Below are 21,541 nucleotides of genomic sequence, written 5' to 3'. Positions count from 1 at the left end.
GCGCCTCAGGCGCGCTGCAGCGCCAGCGTCGCCTGCTTGGCGAAGTACAGGACCTGGCCGATGACCGCGTCCTTGCCCGCGACCACGCTCACGATCAGGTCGGCCTCGTCGTGGCGCGCCTGCAGCATCAGGATGTGGCCCAGCGCGGACTCGATCGCAACGTTCTCGCAGCGGCCCAGGCCGCTCTCCTCGCCGGCCACCGCGCCGAGCGCGGCCAGCGAGCTCGCGATGGCCGACAGGCGCGCGACCTGCGCGGTGTTCTCCACGCGCGCGGCCAGTTCGAGGCCGTCCTCGGTCGAGATCACGACGGCCTTCACGCCCTTGATCTCGCGCATGAGCGTGTCGACGGCGGACTCGGCGGCGTCCTTGATGCGGGGTGGGATGTTCATGTCGGAAGAAAAAGAAGGGAAGGCGGTGCTCAGGCTTCGAGCTGGAGCAGGAGGAGTTCGAGCAGTTGCACCACCTGCCGCGGATCGGTCACGTTGGCCGGCAGCACCGGGCACAGCACGCCCTTGTCCTGCATGCGCTGGGCATAGGCGTCGAGGCCGGGCTCGGGATGGGTCTCGGTGCGGCCCACCGCGACCACGCAGGCGGTCTTCTCGATGAGCTCGGCGAAGCCGTCGAGGTAGACCTCGAGGTCGGCCAGCGGATCGGGGCGGCTGTTGTCGACCAGGATCACCAGGCCGAGCGCGCCGCGCGCGAGGATGCGCCACATGAAGTCGAAGCGGATCTGGCCGGGCGTGCCGTACAGGCGCAGCTTCTCGCCGTTGTCGAGCGTGAGCTCGCCGTAGTCCAGGCCCACGGTGGTGGTGGCCTTGGCGACCGAGGCGTCGCTGTTGCGCACCTCGGTGCGGACCGGCGCGATCTCGCTCACCGCCGCGATGGCGGTGGTCTTGCCGGCGCCCATGGTGCCGGTGAAAAGGATCTTGTGCTCCACGCTCAGTCGGAATCGGTGCGGGGTCATGGGAGGCGGATCGCGGCGCATCAGGCGCGCGATCCCGAGGACAGCAGCCCGAGGCGGCTGCGGATGCGCGCGAGCAGGCCGGGCTGCACGGCCTCGCGCGCCGGCGGCGGCGCCTCGCTGCCGGCATGCACCTGCGAGTCGGGCCAGATCGATTCGGGCGCGCGCGAGGGAGCACCGCCACTGCCCGCCACGAAGCCGGCGCGCTCGAGCGCGGCGATGAAGTCGGCGCACTCCTGCGCGCCGGCGTTCGAGCGCTGTTGCAGCGCCGCCAGCGTGGACGGGCGGCTCGCGAGCAGGGTCGCGAGCTTCATGCGCACGGGCGAGTCGAGCAGCGCCACCGAGGGCCAGCGCAGCAGCCGGTATTCCTCGCCGCGCGCGCCACGTTCGGCCGAGGCCGCCAGGCCCAGTTCGCGCGCATGGACCACCATCGCGCCGAGCCGGTTCAGCATGGCCTCGAGCGCATCGGCATGCAGCGGCAACCGCAGGAAGGGGCCGCGCGGCGGCGGGGTGTCGCCGACCGTGAGCAGCGGCACCGGCGGGGACGGCGCATCGACCGCCTCGGCCGACAGCGCCACGGCCCGGTCGCCCACCACGCGCAGGTCGGCGTGCTCGACCTGCCAGGCCCAGTGCTGCTGGGTACGGTGGTCGAGCAGCCGCACCAGCGACTTGAAGAGCAGTTCGTCGCGGGCCGGCAGCCCTTCGATGCTGAAGCTCAGCAGCGGCCGGCGGGCGCGGGGCGAGGCGGCGGAACCCGTCATGGGCGGTCCGCCGGTGGCCGGCCGGCAGCCGGCAGGAATTGCACCAAATTGGGGCTTTGGCGCGGGAAAACTGGCAATTCAAACGCTTCCATCGATGAAACATCCCTGGAAAGCCTCGCGGCCTGCCTTTGATTGAATGCCTAAGTGTTAAATAGTGTTTCTCGCTAAAAATATAACACTCGTTGCAATTAAACACACTAGATTACAAATCCCGACTAAGTCCTACGGGAATCGGTGGAAGTGGAAACGAGGGCCCGGACCGCAGGCGGAAAGCGCTCAGGAACGCAGGTTGGTCCAGAGAAAGGCCAGGGTCGCCAGCGCCATGACCGCGGTCGCGGCCCAGCCCAGCACCCGCCAGTGCAGCGGCAGCACCAGCTCGCCCATGAGGCGGCGGCTGCCGGCGGCCCACATGACGCCGACCATGATCGGCACCGACATCAGCGAATTGAGCACCGCCGCCCACACCAGCGCTTTCATCGGATCGACGCCGCACAGGCTGATGCCGACGCCGCAGGCCATGGCGGCCGCGAGGATGCCGTAGAAGGCCGGCGCCGCGCCCACCGGCTGCTCGAGACCGCGGCGCACGCGCAGGAACTCGGCGCAGGCATAGGCGGCGGAACCGCCGAGCACCGGCAGCGCCAACAGGCCCGTGCCGATGATCCCCAGCGCGAACAGCGCGAAGGCCGCGCTGCCAGCCACCGGGCGCAGGGCCTCGGCCGCCTGCGCGGTCGAGCTCACGTCGGTCTGGCCGTGCGCATGCAGGGTGGCGGCCGAGGCCACGATCATCGAGAAGGCGATCGCATTGGAGAAGCCCATGCCGACCCAGGTGTCGAAGCGCAGCCGGCGCAGTTGCGTGCGCGCCTGCGCGGGATGCGTCCTGAGCGCATGGTCCTGCGGAACGCGCTCGATCTCCTCCACCTCCTGCGCCGCCTGCCAGAAGAAAAGGTAGGGGCTGATCGTGGTGCCGAGGATCGCCACCACCATCTGGATGCTCTCGGCATCCCAGTGCAGGCGCGGCAGCAGCGCGCCCGCGAGCGCTGCCTTCCAGTCGACGTGCGCCACCAGCGCCACGCCCACGTAGGCCAGCAGCGAGAGCGTGAGCCACTTGAGCACGCGCACGTAGCGGTGATAGGGCAGCCAGGCCTGCAGCGCCAGCGACAGCAGGCCGAAGCCCAGCGCGTAGAGCGCCTCGGGTCCGCCCAGGCCCAGCCGCGCGACCTCGGCCATGGCGCCGATGTCGGCCGCGAGGTTCACCACATTGGCGACCAGCAGCAGCACGACCGCGAGCAACACGACCGGGCGCGGCCACAGGGTGGCGAAGGCCGAGGTCAGCCCGCGGCCCGTGGTGCGGCCGATGCGCGCGCTCGCGAGCTGGATGCCCACCATCAGCGGATAGGTCAAGAGCAGGGTCCAGCCCATGCCGTAGCCGAACTGCGCGCCGGCCTGGGTGTAGGTGGCGATGCCGCTGGGATCGTCGTCGGCGGCGCCGGTGATGAGGCCGGGGCCGAGGCGGTTCAGGAAGCCGCGTTGGGCGGGAGACTCGGCACCGTCTTCTTCCTGCTCGTTCGGCCTCGGCATGCTCGCCTCGTCGGTGACCTCGGGACACCGAACCTAGTACGCGGCCCCCGCCTCCCCTGTAGGACGGTGCTGCAACCTGGATGCATTTGGCAGGCAGGCGCAGCCTGCGGAAGTCCTATGTTTTCTTCTTCCGCGCCGGCCGCAGCGCGATCCCCGGCGGCAGCGCGAAGCGGTCGCGCACGCCGTCCTCCAGCCGCGCCGGGAGGCCCAGCGCCTGCGCCAGGTGTGCCGCGTCGTAGGGCGCATGCACCTTGATGTCGTTGTCGAAGTAGCAGAACACCTCGCGCGCGCCCCGCGGTGCCGCCACCTTCGAGGCCCGCTTCGCGTCACGCACCTGCCGCCCCTTGCGCCAGGCCGCGATGCGCGCGGCCCAATGCGCGAGCGCCTGTTCGCCGTAGCCGCTGGCATAGAGCTTCTTGTCGCCATGCAGCCGCAGGTAGACGAAGTCGGCCGTGAGGTCCTCGAGCAGCGGCCAGCGTCCCGCCGTGTCGGCCACCACGAGCGCGATGCCGTGGCGGCGCAGTTGCGCGATGAAGGCCGGGTCCGCGAAGCTGGGATCGCGCACCTCGACCGCGTGCCGCAGGCGCCGCCGGCCGCCGCTGTGCAGCCAGTTGCGGCCCGCCACGTTGTCGTCGTGCTCGCGCGCTAGTTTCAGCGCGGCCGCGGTGGTGGTCGGCAGCATCGAGAAGAAGGCCTCGAAGCGCTCGGGCTCCCAGGCCATGCGCGGCGGGAACTGCCACAGGATCGGCCCGAGCTTCTCACGCAGCGCGAGCACGCCCGAGGCCAGGAAATTCGCGAGCGGCACCCGCACGTCGTTCAGGCGCCGCATGTGGGTGATGTAGCGCGGCCCCTTGACCGCGAACACGAAGCCCGCGGGCGTCTCGTCGCGCCAGGCCTCGTACGACGAAGGCCGCTGCAGCGAATAGAAGGAGCCGTTGATCTCGATGGTCGGCAGCACGCGCGAGGCGAAGGCGAGTTCCTGCCGCTGCGCGAGCCCGGCCGGGTAGAACCTGCCGCGCCATGGGGCATAGCGCCAGCCGGAGATGCCGATGTGGACCGCCGGGTCCGCGGATGCCTTTGTCATGGGGCGATCCTGCGACGGCGCGCCGGGCGGGACGTAGGAAGACGGCACGCGCCGGCTGTCGGCGCCAGCGCAGTCCTCGTGCGTGGCCGCGCGGAATTCGTGACGACCTCAGGCTCGAGGAACCGCTGCAAGCCAGCGGGTGCCGAAGCGACCTCTACCAACGCCGAAAGACCGTCGAAGCCAGTATCGTTCGCGAAACTTAAGCCGGGCTGAATGCCACGACCGTCGCTCAGGAAGGCCGCTGCAAACGCACCGCCGTGGCGATGGCCTTGTCGAGCAGTTCGAGGCCAAGGTCGATCTCGCTGTCGCTGATCGTCAGCGGCGGCGCGATGCGGAACACGCCACCCATCGAGGGCAGCTTCACGATGTTCATGCTCAGGCCCAGCTTCATGCACTCGCGCGTGACGGCCTCGCCGAGTTCGAAGGCCGGCTCGCGCGTGTCGCGGCTCTTGACCACCTCGAGGCCCAGCAGCAGGCCGCGCCCGCGCACGTCGCCGATGCATTCGTGGCGCGCCTGCAGCCGTCGCAGCCCCTGCTGCAGCCGCTCGCCCGCGACGCGCGCGCGCTCGACCAGGCCGTCGCGCTCGACCACCTCGAGCACCTTCAGGCCGACCGCCGCGGGCAGCGGATCGGAGACGTGCGTGGTGTAGAACAGGAAGCCGCGCGCATGGGCCTCGTCCTCGATCGCGGCGGTGGTCACCATCGCGGCCAGCGGCAGGCCAGCGCCCAGGGTCTTCGACAGGGTCAGGATGTCAGGCGCCACGCCGTCGCGGTCGCACGCGAACATCAGGCCGGTGCGGCCCACGCCGGTCTGCGCCTCGTCGACGATCAGCAGCATGCCGCGCTCCTCGCACTTCTTCTTGAGCGCCGCCATGTAGCCCGGCGGCAGCTCGAGGATGCCGCCGCTGCTGAGGATGGGTTCGGCGATGAAGGCCGCGAGCGCGCCGGTCGACTGGCGATCGATCTGCTCGAAGCCGTCGTCGAGCTCGCGGCGCCAGTCGAGTTCGCCCTCCTTCGTGGCGAAGCGCGGCCGGTAGGCATTGGGCGCCGGGATCGCGAACGAGCCGACCGCCGCCGGGCCGTAGCCCTTGCGGCCCGCGCTGTAGGTCGCGGCCGCCGCGCTGCCGGTCATGCCGTGCCACGACTGCGTGAAGGCCACCACCTCGTGGCCGCCGGTCACCAGCCTGGCCATGCGCAGCGCCGCCTCGTTCGATTCGGCGCCGGTGCTCAGCAGCAGGCAGCGTTCGAGCGCGCCGGGCGCATGGCGCGCGATCTCCGCGGCCAGCGCCACCACCGGGCGCGACAGCATGCCGCTGAACAGGTGGTCGAGCGTGCGCACGTGCTCCGACACCACCGAGACGATCTCGGGATGCGCATGCCCGAGCAGCGCGCTCATCTGGCCCGAGGTGAAGTCGAGGATGGCGCGGCCGTCGGCGTCGTAGACGAAGCAGCCCTGCGCGCGCTCGATGATCAGCGGCTCGAAGCTGCCGCCGTAGCGCACGAGATGGCGCTGTGCCTGTTGCCAGAACTGGGGGTCGTCGTTCCTGCTCATGGGGTGCTTCCCGATCAAAATGCCCACGTTACGCGGCGCCCCGCGCGCGTGGAAGCGAATTGTTTTGAGATCAGCTATCAAGGGAACTCATGCCGTGAGCCAATCGCTGGACATCGACCTGCTGCGCAGCTTCGTCGCCATCGCCGAGACCGGCGTGCTGGGCCAGGCGGCCCTGCGCGTGGGCCGCACGCAGTCGGCGCTGAGCATGCAGATGCAGAAGCTCGAAGGCATCGTCGCGCAGCCGCTGCTGCACCGCACCGGCCGTGGCGTCACCCTCACCGCGACCGGCGAACGCCTGCTGGTGCGCGCCAACGAACTGCTGCGCCGGCATGACGAGGCACTGGCCGAACTGCGCGGACAGCAGCTGTCGGGCGTGCTGCGCTTCAGTTGCCCCGACGACTACGCGGTCGTGTTCCTGCCCTACCTGCTGCGGGGCTTCGCGAACCTGCACCCGGGGGTGCAGCTCGAGGTGATGTGCGCGCCCACGCCGCGGCTGCACGAGCTGCTGGCGCGGCATGCGATCGACCTCGCGCTGGTGTCGGTGGCCGCCGATGCCGCGGGCACCGAAGTGATCCGGCACGAGCCGCTGGTGTGGGTCGCGCAGCACGGCAGCGCCGCCGTCGCCCTCGACCCGCTGCCGCTCGCGCTCGGCGCGCCCGATGCGCTCGACCACCTCCTGCCGCGGCGCGCGCTCGAGGCCGCGGGCCGCGCCTACCGGCTCGCCTATGCGAGCAGCAGCCTCTCGGGGCTGGTGGGCATGGCGCGCTCGGGCCAGGCCGTGACCGTGCTCACGCGCACCGCCGTGCCCGAGGACCTGCGGATCCTCGACGCGGACGACGGCTTTCCCGAACTGCCGGGCGTGGGCGTCACGCTGGCGGTGGCGCGCGAGGCACCGAGCGCCCTGACGGCCGCCTTCGCGGCGCATGTGAGGAAGTTTCTGCCCGCGGCCTGAGAGGCGCGCCCTTCATCTTCGACCGAAATGGTTGAAGTCCAACCGAATTGGTTGATAATACGGTGCTCCATCCCCAAGGAACACCGCATTGACCTTCCTCCACGCCACCCTGTCGGTCCTCAAGCAGCACGGGAGAGCGCTCGCCGTGCTCGGTCTGGTGGTCGGCGGGCTGGCCGGGTCGGCGTGTCCTTCGCGGCCTTCATGCCCGAATTGCGCGTGTCGGTGAGCATGGGCTATGGCGTGTTCGCGCCGAAGCTCAGCGGCTTGATCGGCGGCCTCTGAGGCGCCGCTGCGGGCCGGAAGACTAGGCGCGCTTGCGCGCCGCACGCCGCGGCTTGCCGCCATGGCCGAGCGCGTCCATGGCCGCGTCGACGATGGGCGTGCGCCATTCGCGCTGCAGTCCCACGTGGGCCGCGACCATCGCCGAGGCACCCAGGCCCGAGAGCGCGCTCGTCACGCGCACGATGCGCTCCATGGTGGTGGTCTGCAGATCGATGCCGAGCGCCTTGTAGACCATCAACGCCATCTCGGTCAGCGCGGGATCGGTGCCCTTGCCGTTGTCGGCGAGCCGGTTTGCGAGCGCCGACACGCCGGGCCACTCGTAGGTCTGGTCGACCGAGGCCTCCACCACCACGCGTTCGCGCGCCGCCCCCGGCGGCAGGTGTTCGACCGCATCGACCAGCGCCTGCGCCTGCTCGCGGCAGGTCTGCAGCGCCGCGTCGTAGATCGCCTGCTTGCTCGGGAAGTGATGCAGCAGCCCGGCCTTCGAATAGTTGACCGCGTCCGCGATCTGCTGGAGCGAGGTGTGGGCGAAGCCGTGCTTGGCGAACAGGCCCGCGGCGCGGTCGATGATCTCGGCGTCGATCTGGGAGCGGGTGGGCTTGGGCATCGGCTCGCAGTCTATCGCAGGCGCTTACCGGATCGGTTGGTAATCGACTGAATCGGTAGACCTCGATTCTCGCTCAGAGTCCCTGCCCGAGTTCCGAGACCAGGCGCGCCGACAGATAGAGCCGGCGCGGGATGGACGAGGCCAGTACGTACTCGCCGGCATCGGCATGCTGGTTACCGCCGGGCAGGCCCAGGTTCTCGAGCACCGGCTTGCCCGAGAGCGCGGCCCAGCCCGCGTCCGAGCCGCCACCGGTGCGCACGTTGGCGGCCACCAGCTTCGCGCCCACTTCGGCGTAGATGGCGACGGCCTTGTTCATCACGCCCCGGGCGGCGTCCGTGGCGTTGTACGGCGGGATGAGGCGCGTGACCTGGAGATCGATGCGCGCTCCTTCGAGGCGCTTCTTCTGCGCACGCTCGGCGAGCGCGGCCTCCAGCAGCGGAAGATCCTCGTTGCGGCCATAGCGCATGTCGGCCGAGACGACGGTGAGGTCCGGAATGATGTTGGTGGCGCTGCCGCCCTTGATGGTCGTCCAGTTGAACAGCCGCTCCTGCTGCGGGTCCTGCAGGTCCTGGGTTCGCAGGATCAGGTCCGCGGCCTCGGTCATGGAATTCACCGCCGTCGGAGACGCGGCTCCCGCATGCGACGCCTTGCCGTGAACCCGTGCCTCCACGACCGCCACGCCCGAGGTGCCGGTGACGAAGAACTCCTGGCCCTCGTAGATGAAGCCGGTTTCGTACGACAGCACGATGTCGCTCTGCGCCGCGAGCTTCTGGATCAATTCGTTCGACCCGAGCGAGCCCTTTTCCTCGTCGGTGTTGAACATCACGGTGATGGTGCCGAATTGCTGGAAGTTCTGCGCCTTCAACAAGGCCAGCGTATGCAGGATGGTCGCGATGCCGCCCTTGGCATCGGCAATGCCGGCGCCGAGAACCTGGTCGCCTTCGATGCGGAATGGCGCCTTGGCCAGCGAGCCGCGCACATAGACCGTGTCCATGTGCGCCATCATCAGGATATGCCGGCCGCCGCTGCCCTTGAGTTGGCCGACGATGATGTCGCCGACCACGCCGTTGGTGGCGGGGGTCCTCGAGACCTCGGCACCGAGTGCCTTGAGACGCAGTTCGAGGTAATTGCCCATTTCGGGAATCCCGATCGCGTCATTGGTGCCGCTTTCGATACCGACCAATTCCTCGAGCGTCTTGAGCACCGCGGGCTGTTCGTCCTTCGTTCTCTGGTCCAGCGTGCTGCTGTAGAAGAACGCGTTCGCATTGCCGTCCGAACAGCCGCTGGTGACAATTGCGAGCAGCAATGTCAAATTAATGATCATCGATCTTAATGTCATCTCTTCCCCCTTGATCAGCAAAAATATTGGAGTCGCTGCAATAGCGGTGGCGATGCTATGAATGCGGCGAATCCGGGTCAATGTTTTTGCTATTTCGGAGAAATTATTCTTTCGCTATTTATTAATTGGAATCAGGTAAAGAATTCGATGGCTTTGCAATCGACACGCCGATGAGCACGCTCACCACCGGGCGCCCAGCATCGCCGCCGAAATGGCGACCGCGACGGCCGTCGACGCCGCCAGTGCGATCCAGGTCCAGCGCCCTGCCCTGGCCTCGCTCGCGCCATGTCCGAGCAGGACGACGCGCAGGCCGCAGGCCAGGTGTCCCAGCAGCATGAACACCGCGATCGCGTAGTGGGGAATCAGCCGCACGCTCCATGCGTCGCCCGTCAGCCCGGCCGGCGCGCTCACGGCCCAGGCCCAGTTGGTGTCGATGCCGAAATGCCGGGCCAGCACGAACACCGAGTTGACATGCGAGGCCACGAAGAAAGTCAGGTAGATGCCCGATGCCAGTTGCAGCACATCGAAGAGATTCGCCTTCCTGCGCGTCTTCGGCAACCACAGCGCCAAGCCCGAGAGCAGCTGGAACGCCATCGCGAGCAGCAACGCGGGTTCGATCCAGGCATGGCGATAGAGCTTGCGCAACTGGAGCATCAGCGACTGGTGCGCGTGGTCGCCCAGCCAGGCGACGAGATGGTTGAACAGGTGGGGCGCGAGGAAGGCGACGATCAGCGCGGCCGCCGAGATGCCGTGGGTGACTCGCAATGCCGCGAGTCCGCGCGTGGCCTGCATGCCTGCCGGGGCACCGGCTTCATCGACGGCGTCCACGTCGGAGCGCCGCGTGAGTTGCAGCATCGCGACCCATGCCGCCGCGGCCGTCCACAGCCCGGTCCAGACCGCCGCATCCGCGCCCTCGATCTTCATCAGGTACAGCAGCACCCCCATGAACGTGAACAGCGGCGGCGCCGCCACCGTGAGGTACGCGAAGCGGCGCGCGCTCAGCGAGCGCACCGTCGGATGCGGCGCGTGTCCCAGCCGCCACGCGAAAGCGAATCCCAGTGCGCTGACCGCGAAGGCCGATGCCATGGCGAACACGGCGAGCACCGGATTGCCGTCCTGTGCATTGAAGCGTTGGTAGAACGCCGCGAGCAGATGCGGATAGGCGAGCACCGCGGCGAACGGCGGCAACCATGACCAGGCGAGGTCCGACCTGGAAGCGGAAAGAACGGGGCGATGAAGGGCGAGCGCCATGGCGATGAGATCCGTCTGAAACGGTCATCGTAGGAGTCACCCTGGCATGAATTGGCATGCCCGAAGGCAATCCCATGTCCAGCTTTGATCACCAATGCCCGGCCGCGACGCGCCGATGTGTGCGAACGCGCACCGACGTCGGCATGCCCGTGGCCCATGATGCGCTGGCGCCCTCGCCGGCCCGCTTTCCCCCGCGCCGCTCCACCCGACCCATCGACCATGAAGAACCCCGCCCCCACCCTTTCGATGCCCGATGCCCTGGCCTCCGGATTGGCCGCCAGCTACACCGGCGTGCTGTCGTTCATGGCGGTCGCCGAGGAACTGAGCTTCATGAAGGCGGGCCACCGCCTGGGCCTCGGTCGCTCGGCCGTGAGCCGCAACGTGCAGCGGCTCGAGACCCAGATGAAGACGCGGCTGCTGCAGCGCTCCACGCGCAATGTCGCGCTCACGCCCGAGGGCGAGATGTTCTACGAGCTCAGCCGCCCGGGCGTCGAGCAGATCATGCAGGCGATGCAGCAGGTGCACGAGCTGCAGGACGGGCCTGCGCGCGGGCAGTTGCGCGTGTGCTCCACGATCGGCTTCGGCCGCCGGATCGTCGGTCCGCTGCTGGCCGATTTCTACAGGCTGCATCCCGGCATCGATGTCGAACTGATCCTCGACGACCGGATCACCGATTTCACCGCCGACCGCATCGACCTCAGCTTCCGCAACGGCCGCCTCGCCGACAGCAGCATCATCGCGCGCCAGCTCGCGCCCATGGAGATGATGGTGTGCGCATCGCCCGCGTACGCCGCGCGCCACGGCCTGCCCGAAACGCTCGAGGACATCGAGCGCCACGCGTGCATCCAGTTCCGTCTCGGATCGGGAGGACTGTACGAATGGGAGTTCATGGAGCCGCCCGCGGGGGACGATAGCGGCGCTCGCCGGGTGCGCAAGCTCATGCCGAAGGGCAGCCGGATCTACAGCGATCCGGAATTGGTGGTGGGCGCCCTGCGGGATGGCCTGGGCATCGCCCAGGTCGCGGGCTACCAGGTCGCCGAGGATCTGCGCGCCGGCCGCCTGGTCCGTTGCCTCGATGCCCATGCGCCCCAGGGGCGGGCGCACTTCCTCTGCTATCCCAGCCGCGAACACATGCCGATGCGGATCCGGGCCTTCGTGGAGTTCTATGTGCGGCGGGTTTCGGGCATGCGGGCGGAGCTCGGGTTGCCTGCCCAGACGTAGCTCGGGGACCGAGCGAGAGGCATCGCTGGAAAAAATCAGCGCGTGCTTCGAGCGGATGGCGAAGCGGAAGGATCGTGGTCCCCTCGAGTCTTGCCTGGGGAAATTCCTTAGACCGCATGACAACTGCATACAAGCGCGTCGCGCGACCGCTTCCTAGACTGATTCGGATGCATACGGCGTTGGATCGAACGCACCGCATTTCATTCAGTTTCAAGGAGACATCGATGCAGAGACAGATTGCAGGATCCGGTGCGCGATCGGCGCCGTTCCATTGGAGTCCGAGGCTGGGCATTGTCGGCATGGCCGTTGGCGCGCTGATCGCGGGCTGCGGCGGCAGCGGCGGCTCCGGCAACGTTCCCTTCATTCCCCCGGTGCAGACGCAACCGCAGCCCCAGCCCGAGACGCAACCGGAGGTCGAACCGCAACCGGAAGCCACCACGTCGAAGGTGCCCAACCCGGTCGTGACGGGCCCCATCGCGAAGGGGGCGATGCCGGGTACGGCGCAGGGACACAAGGAACACGACTACCCATGGCTGGCCACCATGCACAACCTGGCGGCCGTCGGCTACGTCGAAGAGGAATACTTCATCGAGGGCAACGCGAACACCTACAACTTTCCCGCGTCGTACAGCGCCGCGAACAGCGCCACGACGGTCGGCGTGCCGGCCACCGTGGCGACGACCGGCAACCGCTACAAGACGCGCATCCTCGTGCGCCGCCCGGCGGCGGCGGACAAGTTCAATGGCACGGTGATCGCCGAGTGGCAGAACGTCACCGCGGGCTACGACCTCGATGCCCTGTGGGGCTCCGGGTTCGAGCACATGATTCGCGAGGGCTATGTCTATGTGGGCATCTCGGCCCAGCCCGTGGGCGTCAATCAACTGAAGAAGTGGAGCGCGAAGGCCGACGGCTTCAGCGGGCGCTACGACTCGCTCGATGTGGGCGGCGGCTCCAGCACATTGGGCAATGCGATCTCCCACGACGTCTTCCTGCAGGCGCTGCAGGCCATCCGGTACCCCGGGAAGGGCATCAATCCCCTGGGCCCGCTGCGGGCCAAGAAAATGATCGTCACCGGCGTGTCGCAGTCGGGCGGCTACCTGCAACGGATCGTCAACAGCCTGGATCCGATCTATGGCAACGCACGCACACCCGACAACCAGGGTCCGATCGACTCCTACATGGTCTACATCGCGGGCGGGTACCTCAACCGGAACCTCGCCGTTCCGGTCTGGAAGGTGATCTCCGAGACCGATGTCGCCGGCCAGGTGGCCTCTCGCCCGACGGGCAACGATGAAGCAGGCAACTACCGCAGCTGGGAAGTCGCTGGCGCCACCCACTCGGGACGACGCACCGCGCTGAATTCCCGGCCGCTCGCCGCACGCGACGACTGGCCGCTCACGGGTGTCGATTGCGTCTACCCGGTCCATCCGCGCGTGCCCGTCCAGCACGTGACCAATGCCGTCTACGACCATCTCGTCAAGTGGATGGACAACCCCTCCTACAACCCGCCGCGCATGCCGGCGATCCTCACCAGCGGCACCACGATCGTCCGGGACACCGACCCTGGCCACGAGGACAAGAACTCGCAGGGCGGCGTGCGCCTTCCCGAGATGCTGGTTCCCACCGCATGGAACGCCGGCACCGGCAACAGCGCCAGGCCCGGCGGCGAGGGCGGCACGTTCTGCAGCCTCTATGGCAGCTACTACCCCTTCTCTCCGGCCTACACGGAGCAGCTCTACCCGTCCCGCCGGCGCTACACCGATCTGGTCTCGCTGGCGATCGATGACAGCGTGAAGGCCGGCATCCTGGTTCCCGAGGATGCCAAGCACACGAAATTCGTGGCGGATCAACTTGAATTCGATGGAGGAACGACACGGCCGGAGAACACCGCGGCCTACATGGCCGCGCAGGATCTGCTGGAGATCACCTACTTCTATCTCTGGACCACCCCGGATCAACTCGACGCCTACATGGATCGGGCGGCCCGCATCGCGAAGAACGTGGCACTCGCGGACAAGAGCAGTGGCTCGCAGTTTGTCTACGACTCGATTCGCAACGACTTGAAGGGCTATGCCGACGGCGTGGAAGCGTTGCGCAAGGCCGGCAAGGTCTCGGATGTCAGCGCCAAGGAACTCGCGGATGGCGTGAAGCTGGTGATGGACGGGTTGCCTGCCGTGTGACGCCGAGGCCGGCGACGGCCATCGGCGGCCGGCTCTCCCTGAACGTGTTCTTCGGGCGCCTCTTCTTGGTGACGGGGGCCACGCCTGCCTGGTTTCCGATGGCGAACAGGCAAAAAAATAGCCCCTTGCGGGGCCATTTCTGGAGGAGAGGGAGGGATTCGAACCCTCGGTACTATCGCTAGTACGCCTGATTTCGAGTCAGGTACATTCGACCACTCTGCCACCTCTCCGGTCGCTCTGTCGAGCCTGCGATTATACCCAGGAAAATCGACACATCCATCCCGTGCCGCGATTTTCCTGTCGTTTTTTCGTCAGCCGCGCAGCACCTCGGTGCCGCCCAGGTAGGGCCGCAGCGCCTTCGGCACGTTGATCGAGCCATCCTCGTTCTGGTGGTTCTCGAGCACCGCGACCAGGGTGCGGCCGACCGCCAGGCCCGAACCGTTGAGGGTGTGCACCAGCTCGTTCTTGCCCTGGGCGTTCTTGAAGCGCGCCTGCAGGCGGCGCGCCTGGAAGGCCTCGCAGTTCGAGACCGAGCTGATCTCGCGGTAGGTGTCCTGCGCCGGCAGCCAGACCTCGAGGTCGTAGGTCTTGGTCGAGCCGAAACCCATGTCGCCGGTGCACAGCAGCACGACGCGGTACGGCAGCTCGAGCGTCTGCAGCACCACCTCGGCATGGCCGGTCATCTGCTCGAGCGCCTCGTAGCTCTTCTCGGGATGCACGACCTGCACCATCTCGACCTTGTCGAACTGGTGCTGGCGGATCATGCCGCGGGTGTCGCGGCCCGCGCTGCCGGCTTCCGAGCGGAAGCACGGGGTGTGGGCCGTGAGGCGGATCGGCAGCTGCGCCTCGGGCACGACCTCGTCGCGCACGAAGTTCGTGAGCGGCACCTCGGCGGTCGGGATCAGGTAGAGCGCCGACAGGTCGGGCGCGGGCTCGCCGTCCTGGCCGCCCTTCTTGGCGGCGAACAGGTCGCCCTCGAACTTGGGCAGCTGGCCGGTGCCGCTCAGGGTGGCGGCATTGACGATGTAGGGCACGTAGCACTCGGTGTAGCCGTGCTGCTGCGTCTGGATGTCGAGCATGAACTGGGCAAGCGCGCGATGCAGCCGCGCGATCGGGCCCTTCATGACGGTGAAGCGCGAACCCGAGAGCTTGGCGCCCATCTCGAAGTCGAGGCCGAGCGGCGCGCCCAGGTCGACGTGGTCCTTCGGCGCGAAGCCCAGCGGCGTGGCCGAGGCGCCGACGCCGCCCTGCGGGCTCCAGCGGCGCTGCTCGACGTTGCCGCTCTCGTCCTCGCCCAGCGGCACGCTGGCGTGCGGCAGGTTGGGCACGGCCAGCAGCAGCGCCTGCAGCTCGGGCTGGATCTCGTCGAGGCGCTTCGATTGCGATTCCTGCTCGCCCTTGAGCGCGTTGACCTCGGCCATCAGCGCGTCGACCGACTCGCCCTTGGCCTTGAGCGGGCCGATCTGCTTGTTCAGCGTGTTGCGGCGCGCCTGGATCTCCTCGGTGCGGGTCTGCAGCGTCTTGCGCTCGGCTTCGAGCGCGGTGAAGGCCGAGACGTCGAGGTAGGGCTGGTTCTTCTTGCGTTTTTCGAGGCCGGCCACGGCGGCGGCCAGGTCTTTGCGGAGCAGGGTGATGTCGAGCATCGCCCGATTTTAGGTGGGCCAGCCGGCACCCCGCCCCGCGCGGGGCTGGTTCAGCCGACGGTGGCCGGATCGACGTTGGCGCCGCAGACGATCAGGCAGACCTTCTCGCCCGCGCGCGGCACGCAGGCGCCGCTGTGCAGCGCGGCCAGCGGCAGCGCGGCGGCCGGTTCGACGGCCAGCTTCATTTCCTTCCACAGCCACTGCTGCGCGGCGCGGATCGCCTCGTCGGACAGCAGCAGCGCATCGGCGACGTGGCGCTGCGCGATGTCCCAGGCGATGGCGCCGATGCGGCGCGCGCCCAGCGAATCGGCCGCGATGCCGCCGACCTCGACGTCGACCGGCGCGCCGGCCTCGCGGGCCCGGAACAGCGTGGGCGCGCCCTCGGGCTCGAGCGCGATCACGCGCGCGCGTTGCTCGAACCAGCCGGCGAGGCCGCCGATCAGGCCGCCGCCGCCCACGCTCACGAGCACGGCATCGGGCAGGCCGCCCTGGGCCTCGATCTCGCGGCCCAGCGTGCCGGCGCCGGCCACCACCTCGGGCTGGTCGTAGGCATGGGTCAGCAGGGCGCCGGTTTCGGCCTGGCGCGCCAGGCAGGCGGCCAGCGCATCGGGATAGAGCTGGCCGACCACCACCACCTCGGCGCCCAGCGCGCGCAGGCGCGCGCGCTTTGGCCTCGGGCGAGACGCCGGGCAGGTAGACCTCGCAGCGCACGCCGAGCGCGCGCGCCGCGGCGGCGGTGGCGATGCCGGCATTGCCGCCCGAGGCGACGATCACGCCGCTCTCGGGGATGCCGTTGGCCAGCAGCCGGTTCATCATGCCGCGCGCCTTGAAGCTGCCGCTGACCTGCAGGTGCTCGAGCTTGAGCCAGACCTCGGCCCCGGGCGCCGCGACGCCGAGCGCCGCCGCGGGCAGCTTCCACAGCGGGGTCTGGCGCAGGAAGTGGCCCGAGCGTTCGTTCAGGCGTTGCCAGGCGCTATCGATTTCGGAGCGCCATTCGGTGATTGCAGCAGCGGTCAAGAGATGTGTCCAGGAGGAGGAATGTCGGCCAGCTTGAGGCCCTTGGGCAGCGGGAACTTGATGGTTTCCTCGATGCCGTCCATCTTGCGCACCGAGACCGCGCCGAACGCGCGCACGCGCTCGATCACCTCGCGCACCAGCACCTCGGGCGCCGAGGCGCCGGCGGTCAGGCCGATGCGGGTCTTGCCCTCGAACCATTCGGGCTGGAGCTCGTCGGCCGAATCGACCATGTAGCTCTCGGTGCCCAGGCGCTGGGCCAGCTCGCGCAGGCGGTTGCTGTTGGAGCTGGTGGGGCTGCCGACCACGATCACGAGGTCGACCTGCGGGCTCATGATCTTCACCGCGTCCTGGCGGTTCTGGGTCGCGTAGCAGATGTCCTGCTGCTTGGGCTCACGCACGGCCGGAAAGCGCGCACGCACCGCGGCGGCGATCTCGGCCGCGTCGTCCACGCTCAGCGTGGTCTGCGTGACCACCGCGAGCTTCTCGGTCTGGCCCGGCGCGACGCGCGCCACGTCTTCCACGTCTTCCACCAGGTGGATGCCGCTCGAGAGCTGGCCCATCGTGCCCTCGACCTCGGGATGCCCCTTGTGGCCGATCATGATGAACTCGTAGCCTTCCTTGGCGAGCTTGGCGACCTCGACGTGCACCTTGGTCACCAGCGGGCAGGTGGCGTCGAAGATCTCGAAGCCGCGGTCGCGCGCCTCCTGCTCCACCGCCTTGCTCACGCCGTGCGCACTGAACACCAGCGTGGCGCCGGGCGGCACGTCCGACAGCTCCTCGATGAAGATCGCGCCCTTGGACTTGAGCTCGTTGACCACGTAGGTGTTGTGCACGATCTCGTGGCGCACGTAGATCGGCGCGCCGAACTTGGCGATGGCGCGCTCGACGATCTCGATCGCGCGGTCCACGCCGGCGCAGAAGCCGCGCGGCTCGGCGAGGATGACTTCCTCGATGCCTTCGTTCATCGTGCCTCCCCGGCCGCGGTGCCGCGCGCCATCACAACACCCCGATCAGTTGCACTTCGAAGGTCACGGGCTGGCCTGCGAGCGGATGGTTGAAATCGAAGCGCACGCCGGTCTCGTTGGACTCGATCACCGCGCCGGCATAGCTGCCGGTGCCGTCGGGCGTGGGGAACTGCACCACGTCGCCCACGGCGTACTGCTCGTCGGGGTCGCCGATCTGCGCCAGCAGCTTCTTCGCGACCCACTGCTGCATCTCGGGATTGCGCTCGCCGAAGGCCTCGCCGGCCGGCAGCTCGAAGGTGGCGTGGGCGCCCTCCTCGAGGCCCAGCAGGCGCTGCTCGACCGCCGGCGACAGCTCGCCGGTACCCAGCGACAGCGTGGCGGGCTTGTCGGTGAAGGTGTTGATGATGTCGCCCGCGGGCCCGGACAGCCGGTAGTGCAGGGTCAGGAAGGAGCCGGGGGTGACGACGTGGGGCGTTTGGGACATGGAGGCAGCAATGGTTGACAAAGACAAGACGGGTGTCCCGATAAACTGGGCTGCATTTTAAGGACGGGCGCTTCCACCCGCCCCGTTCAAGGTTTAGCAGGCTCTCCATGGCTTTCAAGGATCTCCCCGAACATGCCCGCCCGCGCGAGAAGCTCATCGCGCGTGGCGCCGCCGCGCTGGCCGACACCGAGCTGCTCGCGCTGCTGCTGCGCACCGGCGTGGCCGGCAAGAACGTGCTGCAGCTCGCGCAGGAGCTGCACGAGCGCTTCGGCGGCCTCGCGGGCCTGCTGCAGGCCAGCCCCGAGCAGTTGCGCGGCGTGCGCGGCATGGGCGGCGCCACCAAGCGCGCCGAGCTCATCGCGGTGCTCGAGCTCGCGCGCCGCGCCATGGCCGAGCAGCTCTCGCAGCGCACCGTGCTCGACGCGCCCGAGGCCGTGCGGCAGTACGTGCAGATGCACATCGGCACGCGCCCGCACGAGGTGTTCGCGGTGCTGTTCCTCGACGCGCAGCACCGGCTGATCGTGCTCGAGGAGCTGTTCCGCGGCACGCTGACCCCAGACCAGCGTCTATCCGCGCGAGGTGGTGCTGCGCGCGCTGCACCACCATGCGGCCGCGGTGGTGCTGGCCCACAACCATCCGAGCGGCAGCATCGAACCCTCGCGCGCCGACGAAGCCCTCACGCAGACGCTGCGCGCCGCGCTCTCGCTGGTCGACGTGCGCGTGCTCGACCACGTGATCGTGGGCGTGGGCCGCAGCTTCTCGATGGCCGAACAGGGGTTGCTCTGATGGCCGCCGCACGTCCGCCCTCCCCCGGCGCCGCGCCGGCGCCAGCGCCCAAGAGCCTGAAGAACCTGGCCGACCTCAAGCAGGTGCAGCGCCAGCTCGCCGAAACCCGCGAGCGCGAGGCGGCCGAGGCCGCGGCCCGCGCCGTGGCCGAGCGCAAGCGCGCGGCCGAAAAGGACCTGTTCGCGCGCGCCGTCGGCGCCACCGAGCCGCTGCGCCAGAAGACGCGCACCGTGCCGCTCGCGCCCGAGCCGCCGGCACCGATCCCGGTGCAGCACCAGCTCGACGAGCAGCGCGTGCTGCGCGAATCGCTGTCCGACGAGTTCGACGTCACCACCTTGCTCGACGTCGACGACGCCATGAGCTTCCGCCGCCCCGGCATCGGCACCGACGTGACCGCGCGACTGCGCAAGGGCGACTGGACGATCCAGGCCCAGGTCGACCTGCACGGCCTGCGCAGCGACGAGGCGCGCGAGGCGCTCGGCGGCTTCATCCGCAACGCGCACAAGCAGGGCCTGCGCTGCGTGCGCGTGGTGCACGGCAAGGGCCTGGGCTCGCCGGGCAAGCAGCCGGTGCTCAAGACCAAGACGCAGCGCTGGCTGATCCAGAAGAACGAGGTGCTGGCCTTCGTGCAGGCCAAGCCGGCCGAGGGCGGGGCCGGGGCGCTGGTGGTGCTGCTGGCCCCCGTCAAGCGCTGAGCGGCTCCCTCCGGCAGGAGGAAGCCACCCCCCTCACTTGCTCAGATCGAGCTTGTAGACCGAGCGCCCCTTCCCGCTCCCATCGTCCGCCGTCAGCAGCGAGACGTTGTCCAGCCCCGCCGCCGTCGCCGACGCGAGCTGGCCCTGCCCCGAGGTGAACACCACATTGCCGGCCGTCGCGGCCTTGGTGAAGCGCCAGCTGCGCGCTGCGCCGTTGGCCGCGCGCGTGATGGTCTTCTTCGCCTTCACGTAGGCGATCAGCACGTCGCGGTTGGCATCGGGCGAGGCGTAGATCGTCGCGCGGCCGTCGAGCGCGGGGATGAAGCTCGCGCCGCTGGTGGCGCGGTAGTTGTTGGTGGCGATCACGAACTCCTTGGCCGGATCGATGGCCGCACCCAGGTAGGTGAGGTTCCGGATGCGGCTGCCGACCTCCTGCGTCACGTCGATCTCGTACTGCACGTCGGGCGTGGTGAACATGTCGAAGTTGTAGCCCGGGAAGCTGCCGATCAGCTGCTGGTCGGCCGTGGCCGTGGTGCTGATCTTGTTGAAGCGCTTGGCCGCGGCCTCGAGCCAGGCCTTGATCTCGGCGCCCGTGACCTTCACCGCGTACACGGTGTTCGGGTACAGGTAGAGGTCGGCCGCGTTGAAGATCGCGAGGTTGCCCACGGCCACGTCGGTGTAGTCGCGGCCGCCCTCGTAGCCCGACTTGAAGGGCGCGCTGACCGACAGCACCGGCAGGCTCGCGTACCGCGGCAGGTTGGCCTGGATGTAGCTCTTCACGTAGTCGGCCTGGGCCTGGTTCACGATCTGGATCGCGCCCGGGTCGCCGACGTCGGCGAAGTAGGTGTTCATGCGGAAGTCGGTGCTGCCGATCGGCGTCTTCACGTAGTCGATCGCGGCCTGGTGCTGGGTCTCGATCAGCGGCGCGATGGCCGGGTCGGCATCGACGTAGACCGCCTTGCCCGCGTCGTCCTTGCCGGTCTGCGTGGAGCGCGCCTCGACCGCGGTCTTGCTCTTGTCGATCACCCAGGCCTTGCCGTCCCACGACAGCTCGAGCTTGATCACGCCCAGCGCCTTGCCCCACGAGCTCGGCATCACGGCCGGCACGCCGTTCACGGTGCCGGCGGCGTTGTCCACGCCCGGCTGCTTGAAGCCGGGGTTGGCGCCGCGGTCGGGGAACACGCCGTGCTGGTGGCCCATCAGCAGCGCGTCGATGCCGGGCACCTTCGACAGGTGCAGGCCCGGGTTCTCCATGGTCGGCGTGTAGGCCGCGGCGTCGAGGCCGCCGTGCTGCAGCGCGACCACGATGTCGGCGCCCTTGGCGCGCAGCTCGGGGATGTAGCGCGTGGCGGCTTCCACCGCGCCCTCGGTGCGCAGCTTGCCCTCGAGATAGCGCTTGTCCCAGTTCATGATGCCCGGCGTGGTGAAGCCGATCACGCCGACCTTCAGCGGCACCGTCACGCGCGAGCCGTCGGGCGCGGTGGCGGTGAAGCGCTTGTTGACGATGGTGTAGGGCGCGAGCAGCGGCTTGCCGCTCTTCACGCTCTGCACGTTGGCCAGCACCAGCGGGAAGTTCGGGCCGGCGCACTTCTTCGTGCCGTCCACGCCCTCGACGTCGAGGCCGCCGCCGATGGCCTGGTTGAGGAAGTCGAGGCCGTAGTTGAACTCGTGGTTGCCCAGCGTGCCGGCATCGAAGCCGGCGGCGTTCATCGCCTTGTACATCGACAGCGGCTGGGTGCACGGGATGCGGCTCACCAGCGCCTCGTAGTCGGCCAGCGCGGTGCCCTGGATGGTGTCGCCGTTGTCGAACAGCAGCGTGTTCGCAAACTCCTTGCGCGCGGCCGCGATCAGCGTGGCGGTGCGCTCGTAGCCATAGGACTTGTCCTCGGCGAGCTTGAAGTAGTCGTAGCTGCGCACGTTGAAGTGCAGGTCGGTGGTCTCGAGCAGCGCGACGGTGGCGCGCGTGCCGGCCGCGATCGGCGCGGGGGCGGGCGCCGGCGCGGGCGGCGGCACCGGCAGGAACACGCCGCCGCCGCCATCGCCGCCGCCGCATGCGCTCAGCATGGCGGTGGCGATCAGTGCGGCACAGGCGGTCATGGACGCGGTGCGTGGAAAGCGGGTGTTTGCGCGTGGCTTCATCGAAAGGTCTCCCTCCTGTTCAAGGAAGACCAGTCTCCGAAGCC

The 21,541-nt window shown here is 68.9% G+C and carries 17 protein-coding genes, 1 tRNA gene and 2 pseudogenes; 5 read left to right on the top strand and 15 right to left on the bottom strand.

Annotated elements, in window-relative coordinates; translation table 11 throughout:
* Nucleotides 1-5: 5 nt before the first annotated feature.
* The 6 genes from ACHMXE_RS18285 to ACHMXE_RS18260 form a co-directional block, all read right to left on the bottom strand.
* Nucleotides 6-389 carry a roadblock/LC7 domain-containing protein gene (locus tag ACHMXE_RS18285; protein WP_203202478.1) on the bottom strand — a complete coding sequence of 128 codons (384 nt, stop codon included), beginning with the start codon at nucleotides 387-389 and terminating at the stop codon, nucleotides 6-8.
* Nucleotides 390-418: 29 nt separating this feature from the next.
* Nucleotides 419-964 carry a GTP-binding protein gene (locus tag ACHMXE_RS18280; RefSeq protein ID WP_395350502.1) on the bottom strand — a complete coding sequence of 182 codons (546 nt, stop codon included), beginning with the start codon at nucleotides 962-964 and terminating at the stop codon, nucleotides 419-421.
* 20 nt (nucleotides 965-984) lie between these two features.
* Nucleotides 985-1,722, bottom strand: a complete 738-nt coding sequence (locus tag ACHMXE_RS18275) for a hypothetical protein (protein WP_395350500.1) — start codon at nucleotides 1,720-1,722, stop codon at nucleotides 985-987.
* Nucleotides 1,723-1,998: 276 nt separating this feature from the next.
* A complete protein-coding gene (locus ACHMXE_RS18270) occupies nucleotides 1,999-3,300 on the bottom strand; it encodes an Nramp family divalent metal transporter (RefSeq protein WP_395350498.1) in 1,302 nt (433 codons plus the stop codon).
* Between the two features lie 115 nt (nucleotides 3,301-3,415).
* Entirely contained in the window at nucleotides 3,416-4,384 is a 969-nt protein-coding gene (locus ACHMXE_RS18265) for a DUF72 domain-containing protein (protein ID WP_395350496.1), read from the bottom strand.
* Between the two features lie 229 nt (nucleotides 4,385-4,613).
* Nucleotides 4,614-5,936: an aspartate aminotransferase family protein gene (locus tag ACHMXE_RS18260; protein ID WP_203202481.1), complete on the bottom strand. Its 1,323-nt coding sequence runs from the start codon at nucleotides 5,934-5,936 to the stop codon at nucleotides 4,614-4,616.
* Nucleotides 5,937-6,030: 94 nt separating this feature from the next.
* Here ACHMXE_RS18260 and ACHMXE_RS18255 point away from each other — a divergent pair, with 94 nt between their 5' ends.
* Nucleotides 6,031-6,888 carry a LysR family transcriptional regulator gene (locus ACHMXE_RS18255; protein WP_395350494.1) on the top strand — a complete coding sequence of 286 codons (858 nt, stop codon included), beginning with the start codon at nucleotides 6,031-6,033 and terminating at the stop codon, nucleotides 6,886-6,888.
* Nucleotides 6,889-7,192: 304 nt separating this feature from the next.
* Here ACHMXE_RS18255 and ACHMXE_RS18250 read toward each other — a convergent pair whose 3' ends face one another.
* The 3 genes from ACHMXE_RS18250 to ACHMXE_RS18240 form a co-directional block, all read right to left on the bottom strand.
* Nucleotides 7,193-7,777 carry a TetR/AcrR family transcriptional regulator gene (locus ACHMXE_RS18250; protein WP_395350492.1) on the bottom strand — a complete coding sequence of 195 codons (585 nt, stop codon included), beginning with the start codon at nucleotides 7,775-7,777 and terminating at the stop codon, nucleotides 7,193-7,195.
* Between the two features lie 73 nt (nucleotides 7,778-7,850).
* On the bottom strand, nucleotides 7,851-9,116 hold the full coding sequence (locus ACHMXE_RS18245) for a glutamate carboxypeptidase (protein WP_395350490.1): 1,266 nt from the start codon (nucleotides 9,114-9,116) through the stop codon (nucleotides 7,851-7,853).
* A 180-nt stretch (nucleotides 9,117-9,296) separates the two neighbouring features.
* Nucleotides 9,297-10,367, bottom strand: coding sequence for a hypothetical protein (locus tag ACHMXE_RS18240; protein WP_395350488.1), 1,071 nt, complete (start codon nucleotides 10,365-10,367; stop codon nucleotides 9,297-9,299).
* A 246-nt stretch (nucleotides 10,368-10,613) separates the two neighbouring features.
* Here ACHMXE_RS18240 and ACHMXE_RS18235 point away from each other — a divergent pair, with 246 nt between their 5' ends.
* Both ACHMXE_RS18235 and ACHMXE_RS18230 read left to right on the top strand, forming a co-directional pair.
* On the top strand, nucleotides 10,614-11,588 hold the full coding sequence (locus ACHMXE_RS18235) for a LysR family transcriptional regulator (protein ID WP_395350486.1): 975 nt from the start codon (nucleotides 10,614-10,616) through the stop codon (nucleotides 11,586-11,588).
* Between the two features lie 224 nt (nucleotides 11,589-11,812).
* Nucleotides 11,813-13,768, top strand: coding sequence for an alpha/beta hydrolase domain-containing protein (locus tag ACHMXE_RS18230; RefSeq protein ID WP_395350484.1), 1,956 nt, complete (start codon nucleotides 11,813-11,815; stop codon nucleotides 13,766-13,768).
* A 140-nt stretch (nucleotides 13,769-13,908) separates the two neighbouring features.
* Here ACHMXE_RS18230 and ACHMXE_RS18225 read toward each other — a convergent pair.
* The 5 genes and pseudogenes from ACHMXE_RS18225 to ACHMXE_RS18205 form a co-directional block, all read right to left on the bottom strand.
* Nucleotides 13,909-13,998: transfer RNA gene (locus ACHMXE_RS18225), tRNA-Ser, on the bottom strand.
* Between the two features lie 81 nt (nucleotides 13,999-14,079).
* Nucleotides 14,080-15,411: a serine--tRNA ligase gene (serS, locus tag ACHMXE_RS18220; protein ID WP_395350482.1), complete on the bottom strand. Its 1,332-nt coding sequence runs from the start codon at nucleotides 15,409-15,411 to the stop codon at nucleotides 14,080-14,082.
* Nucleotides 15,412-15,461: 50 nt separating this feature from the next.
* Nucleotides 15,462-16,413 (bottom strand): annotated as a pseudogene (locus tag ACHMXE_RS18215) (threonine/serine dehydratase).
* A gap of 11 nt (nucleotides 16,414-16,424) precedes the next feature.
* The gene (gene ispH, locus ACHMXE_RS18210) at nucleotides 16,425-17,393 is read right to left on the bottom strand and encodes a 4-hydroxy-3-methylbut-2-enyl diphosphate reductase (protein WP_093340807.1); all 969 of its coding nucleotides are present in this window, start codon (nucleotides 17,391-17,393) and stop codon (nucleotides 16,425-16,427) included.
* Between the two features lie 31 nt (nucleotides 17,394-17,424).
* A complete protein-coding gene (locus ACHMXE_RS18205; protein WP_395350479.1) occupies nucleotides 17,425-17,877 on the bottom strand; it encodes a peptidylprolyl isomerase in 453 nt (150 codons plus the stop codon).
* Between the two features lie 107 nt (nucleotides 17,878-17,984).
* Here ACHMXE_RS18205 and radC point away from each other — a divergent pair.
* Both radC and ACHMXE_RS18195 read left to right on the top strand, forming a co-directional pair.
* Nucleotides 17,985-18,663 (top strand): annotated as a pseudogene (gene radC, locus ACHMXE_RS18200) (DNA repair protein RadC).
* Entirely contained in the window at nucleotides 18,663-19,358 is a 696-nt protein-coding gene (locus tag ACHMXE_RS18195) for a Smr/MutS family protein (protein ID WP_296778747.1), read from the top strand. Before radC ends, ACHMXE_RS18195 begins: the two are co-directional and overlap by 1 nt.
* Before the next feature lie 33 nt (nucleotides 19,359-19,391).
* Here the strand turns inward: ACHMXE_RS18195 and ACHMXE_RS18190 are convergent, their stop codons facing one another.
* On the bottom strand, nucleotides 19,392-21,455 hold the full coding sequence (locus ACHMXE_RS18190) for a bifunctional 2',3'-cyclic-nucleotide 2'-phosphodiesterase/3'-nucleotidase (protein ID WP_395350477.1): 2,064 nt from the start codon (nucleotides 21,453-21,455) through the stop codon (nucleotides 19,392-19,394).
* Nucleotides 21,456-21,541 lie beyond the last annotated feature (86 nt).

The organism is Variovorax sp. UC122_21 (genome assembly GCF_044056785.1).
GTDB lineage: Bacteria > Pseudomonadota > Gammaproteobacteria > Burkholderiales > Burkholderiaceae_C > Variovorax.
Note: the sequence above shows the minus strand (reverse complement) of the source record. Positions and strands in the feature narration are given on the sequence as shown.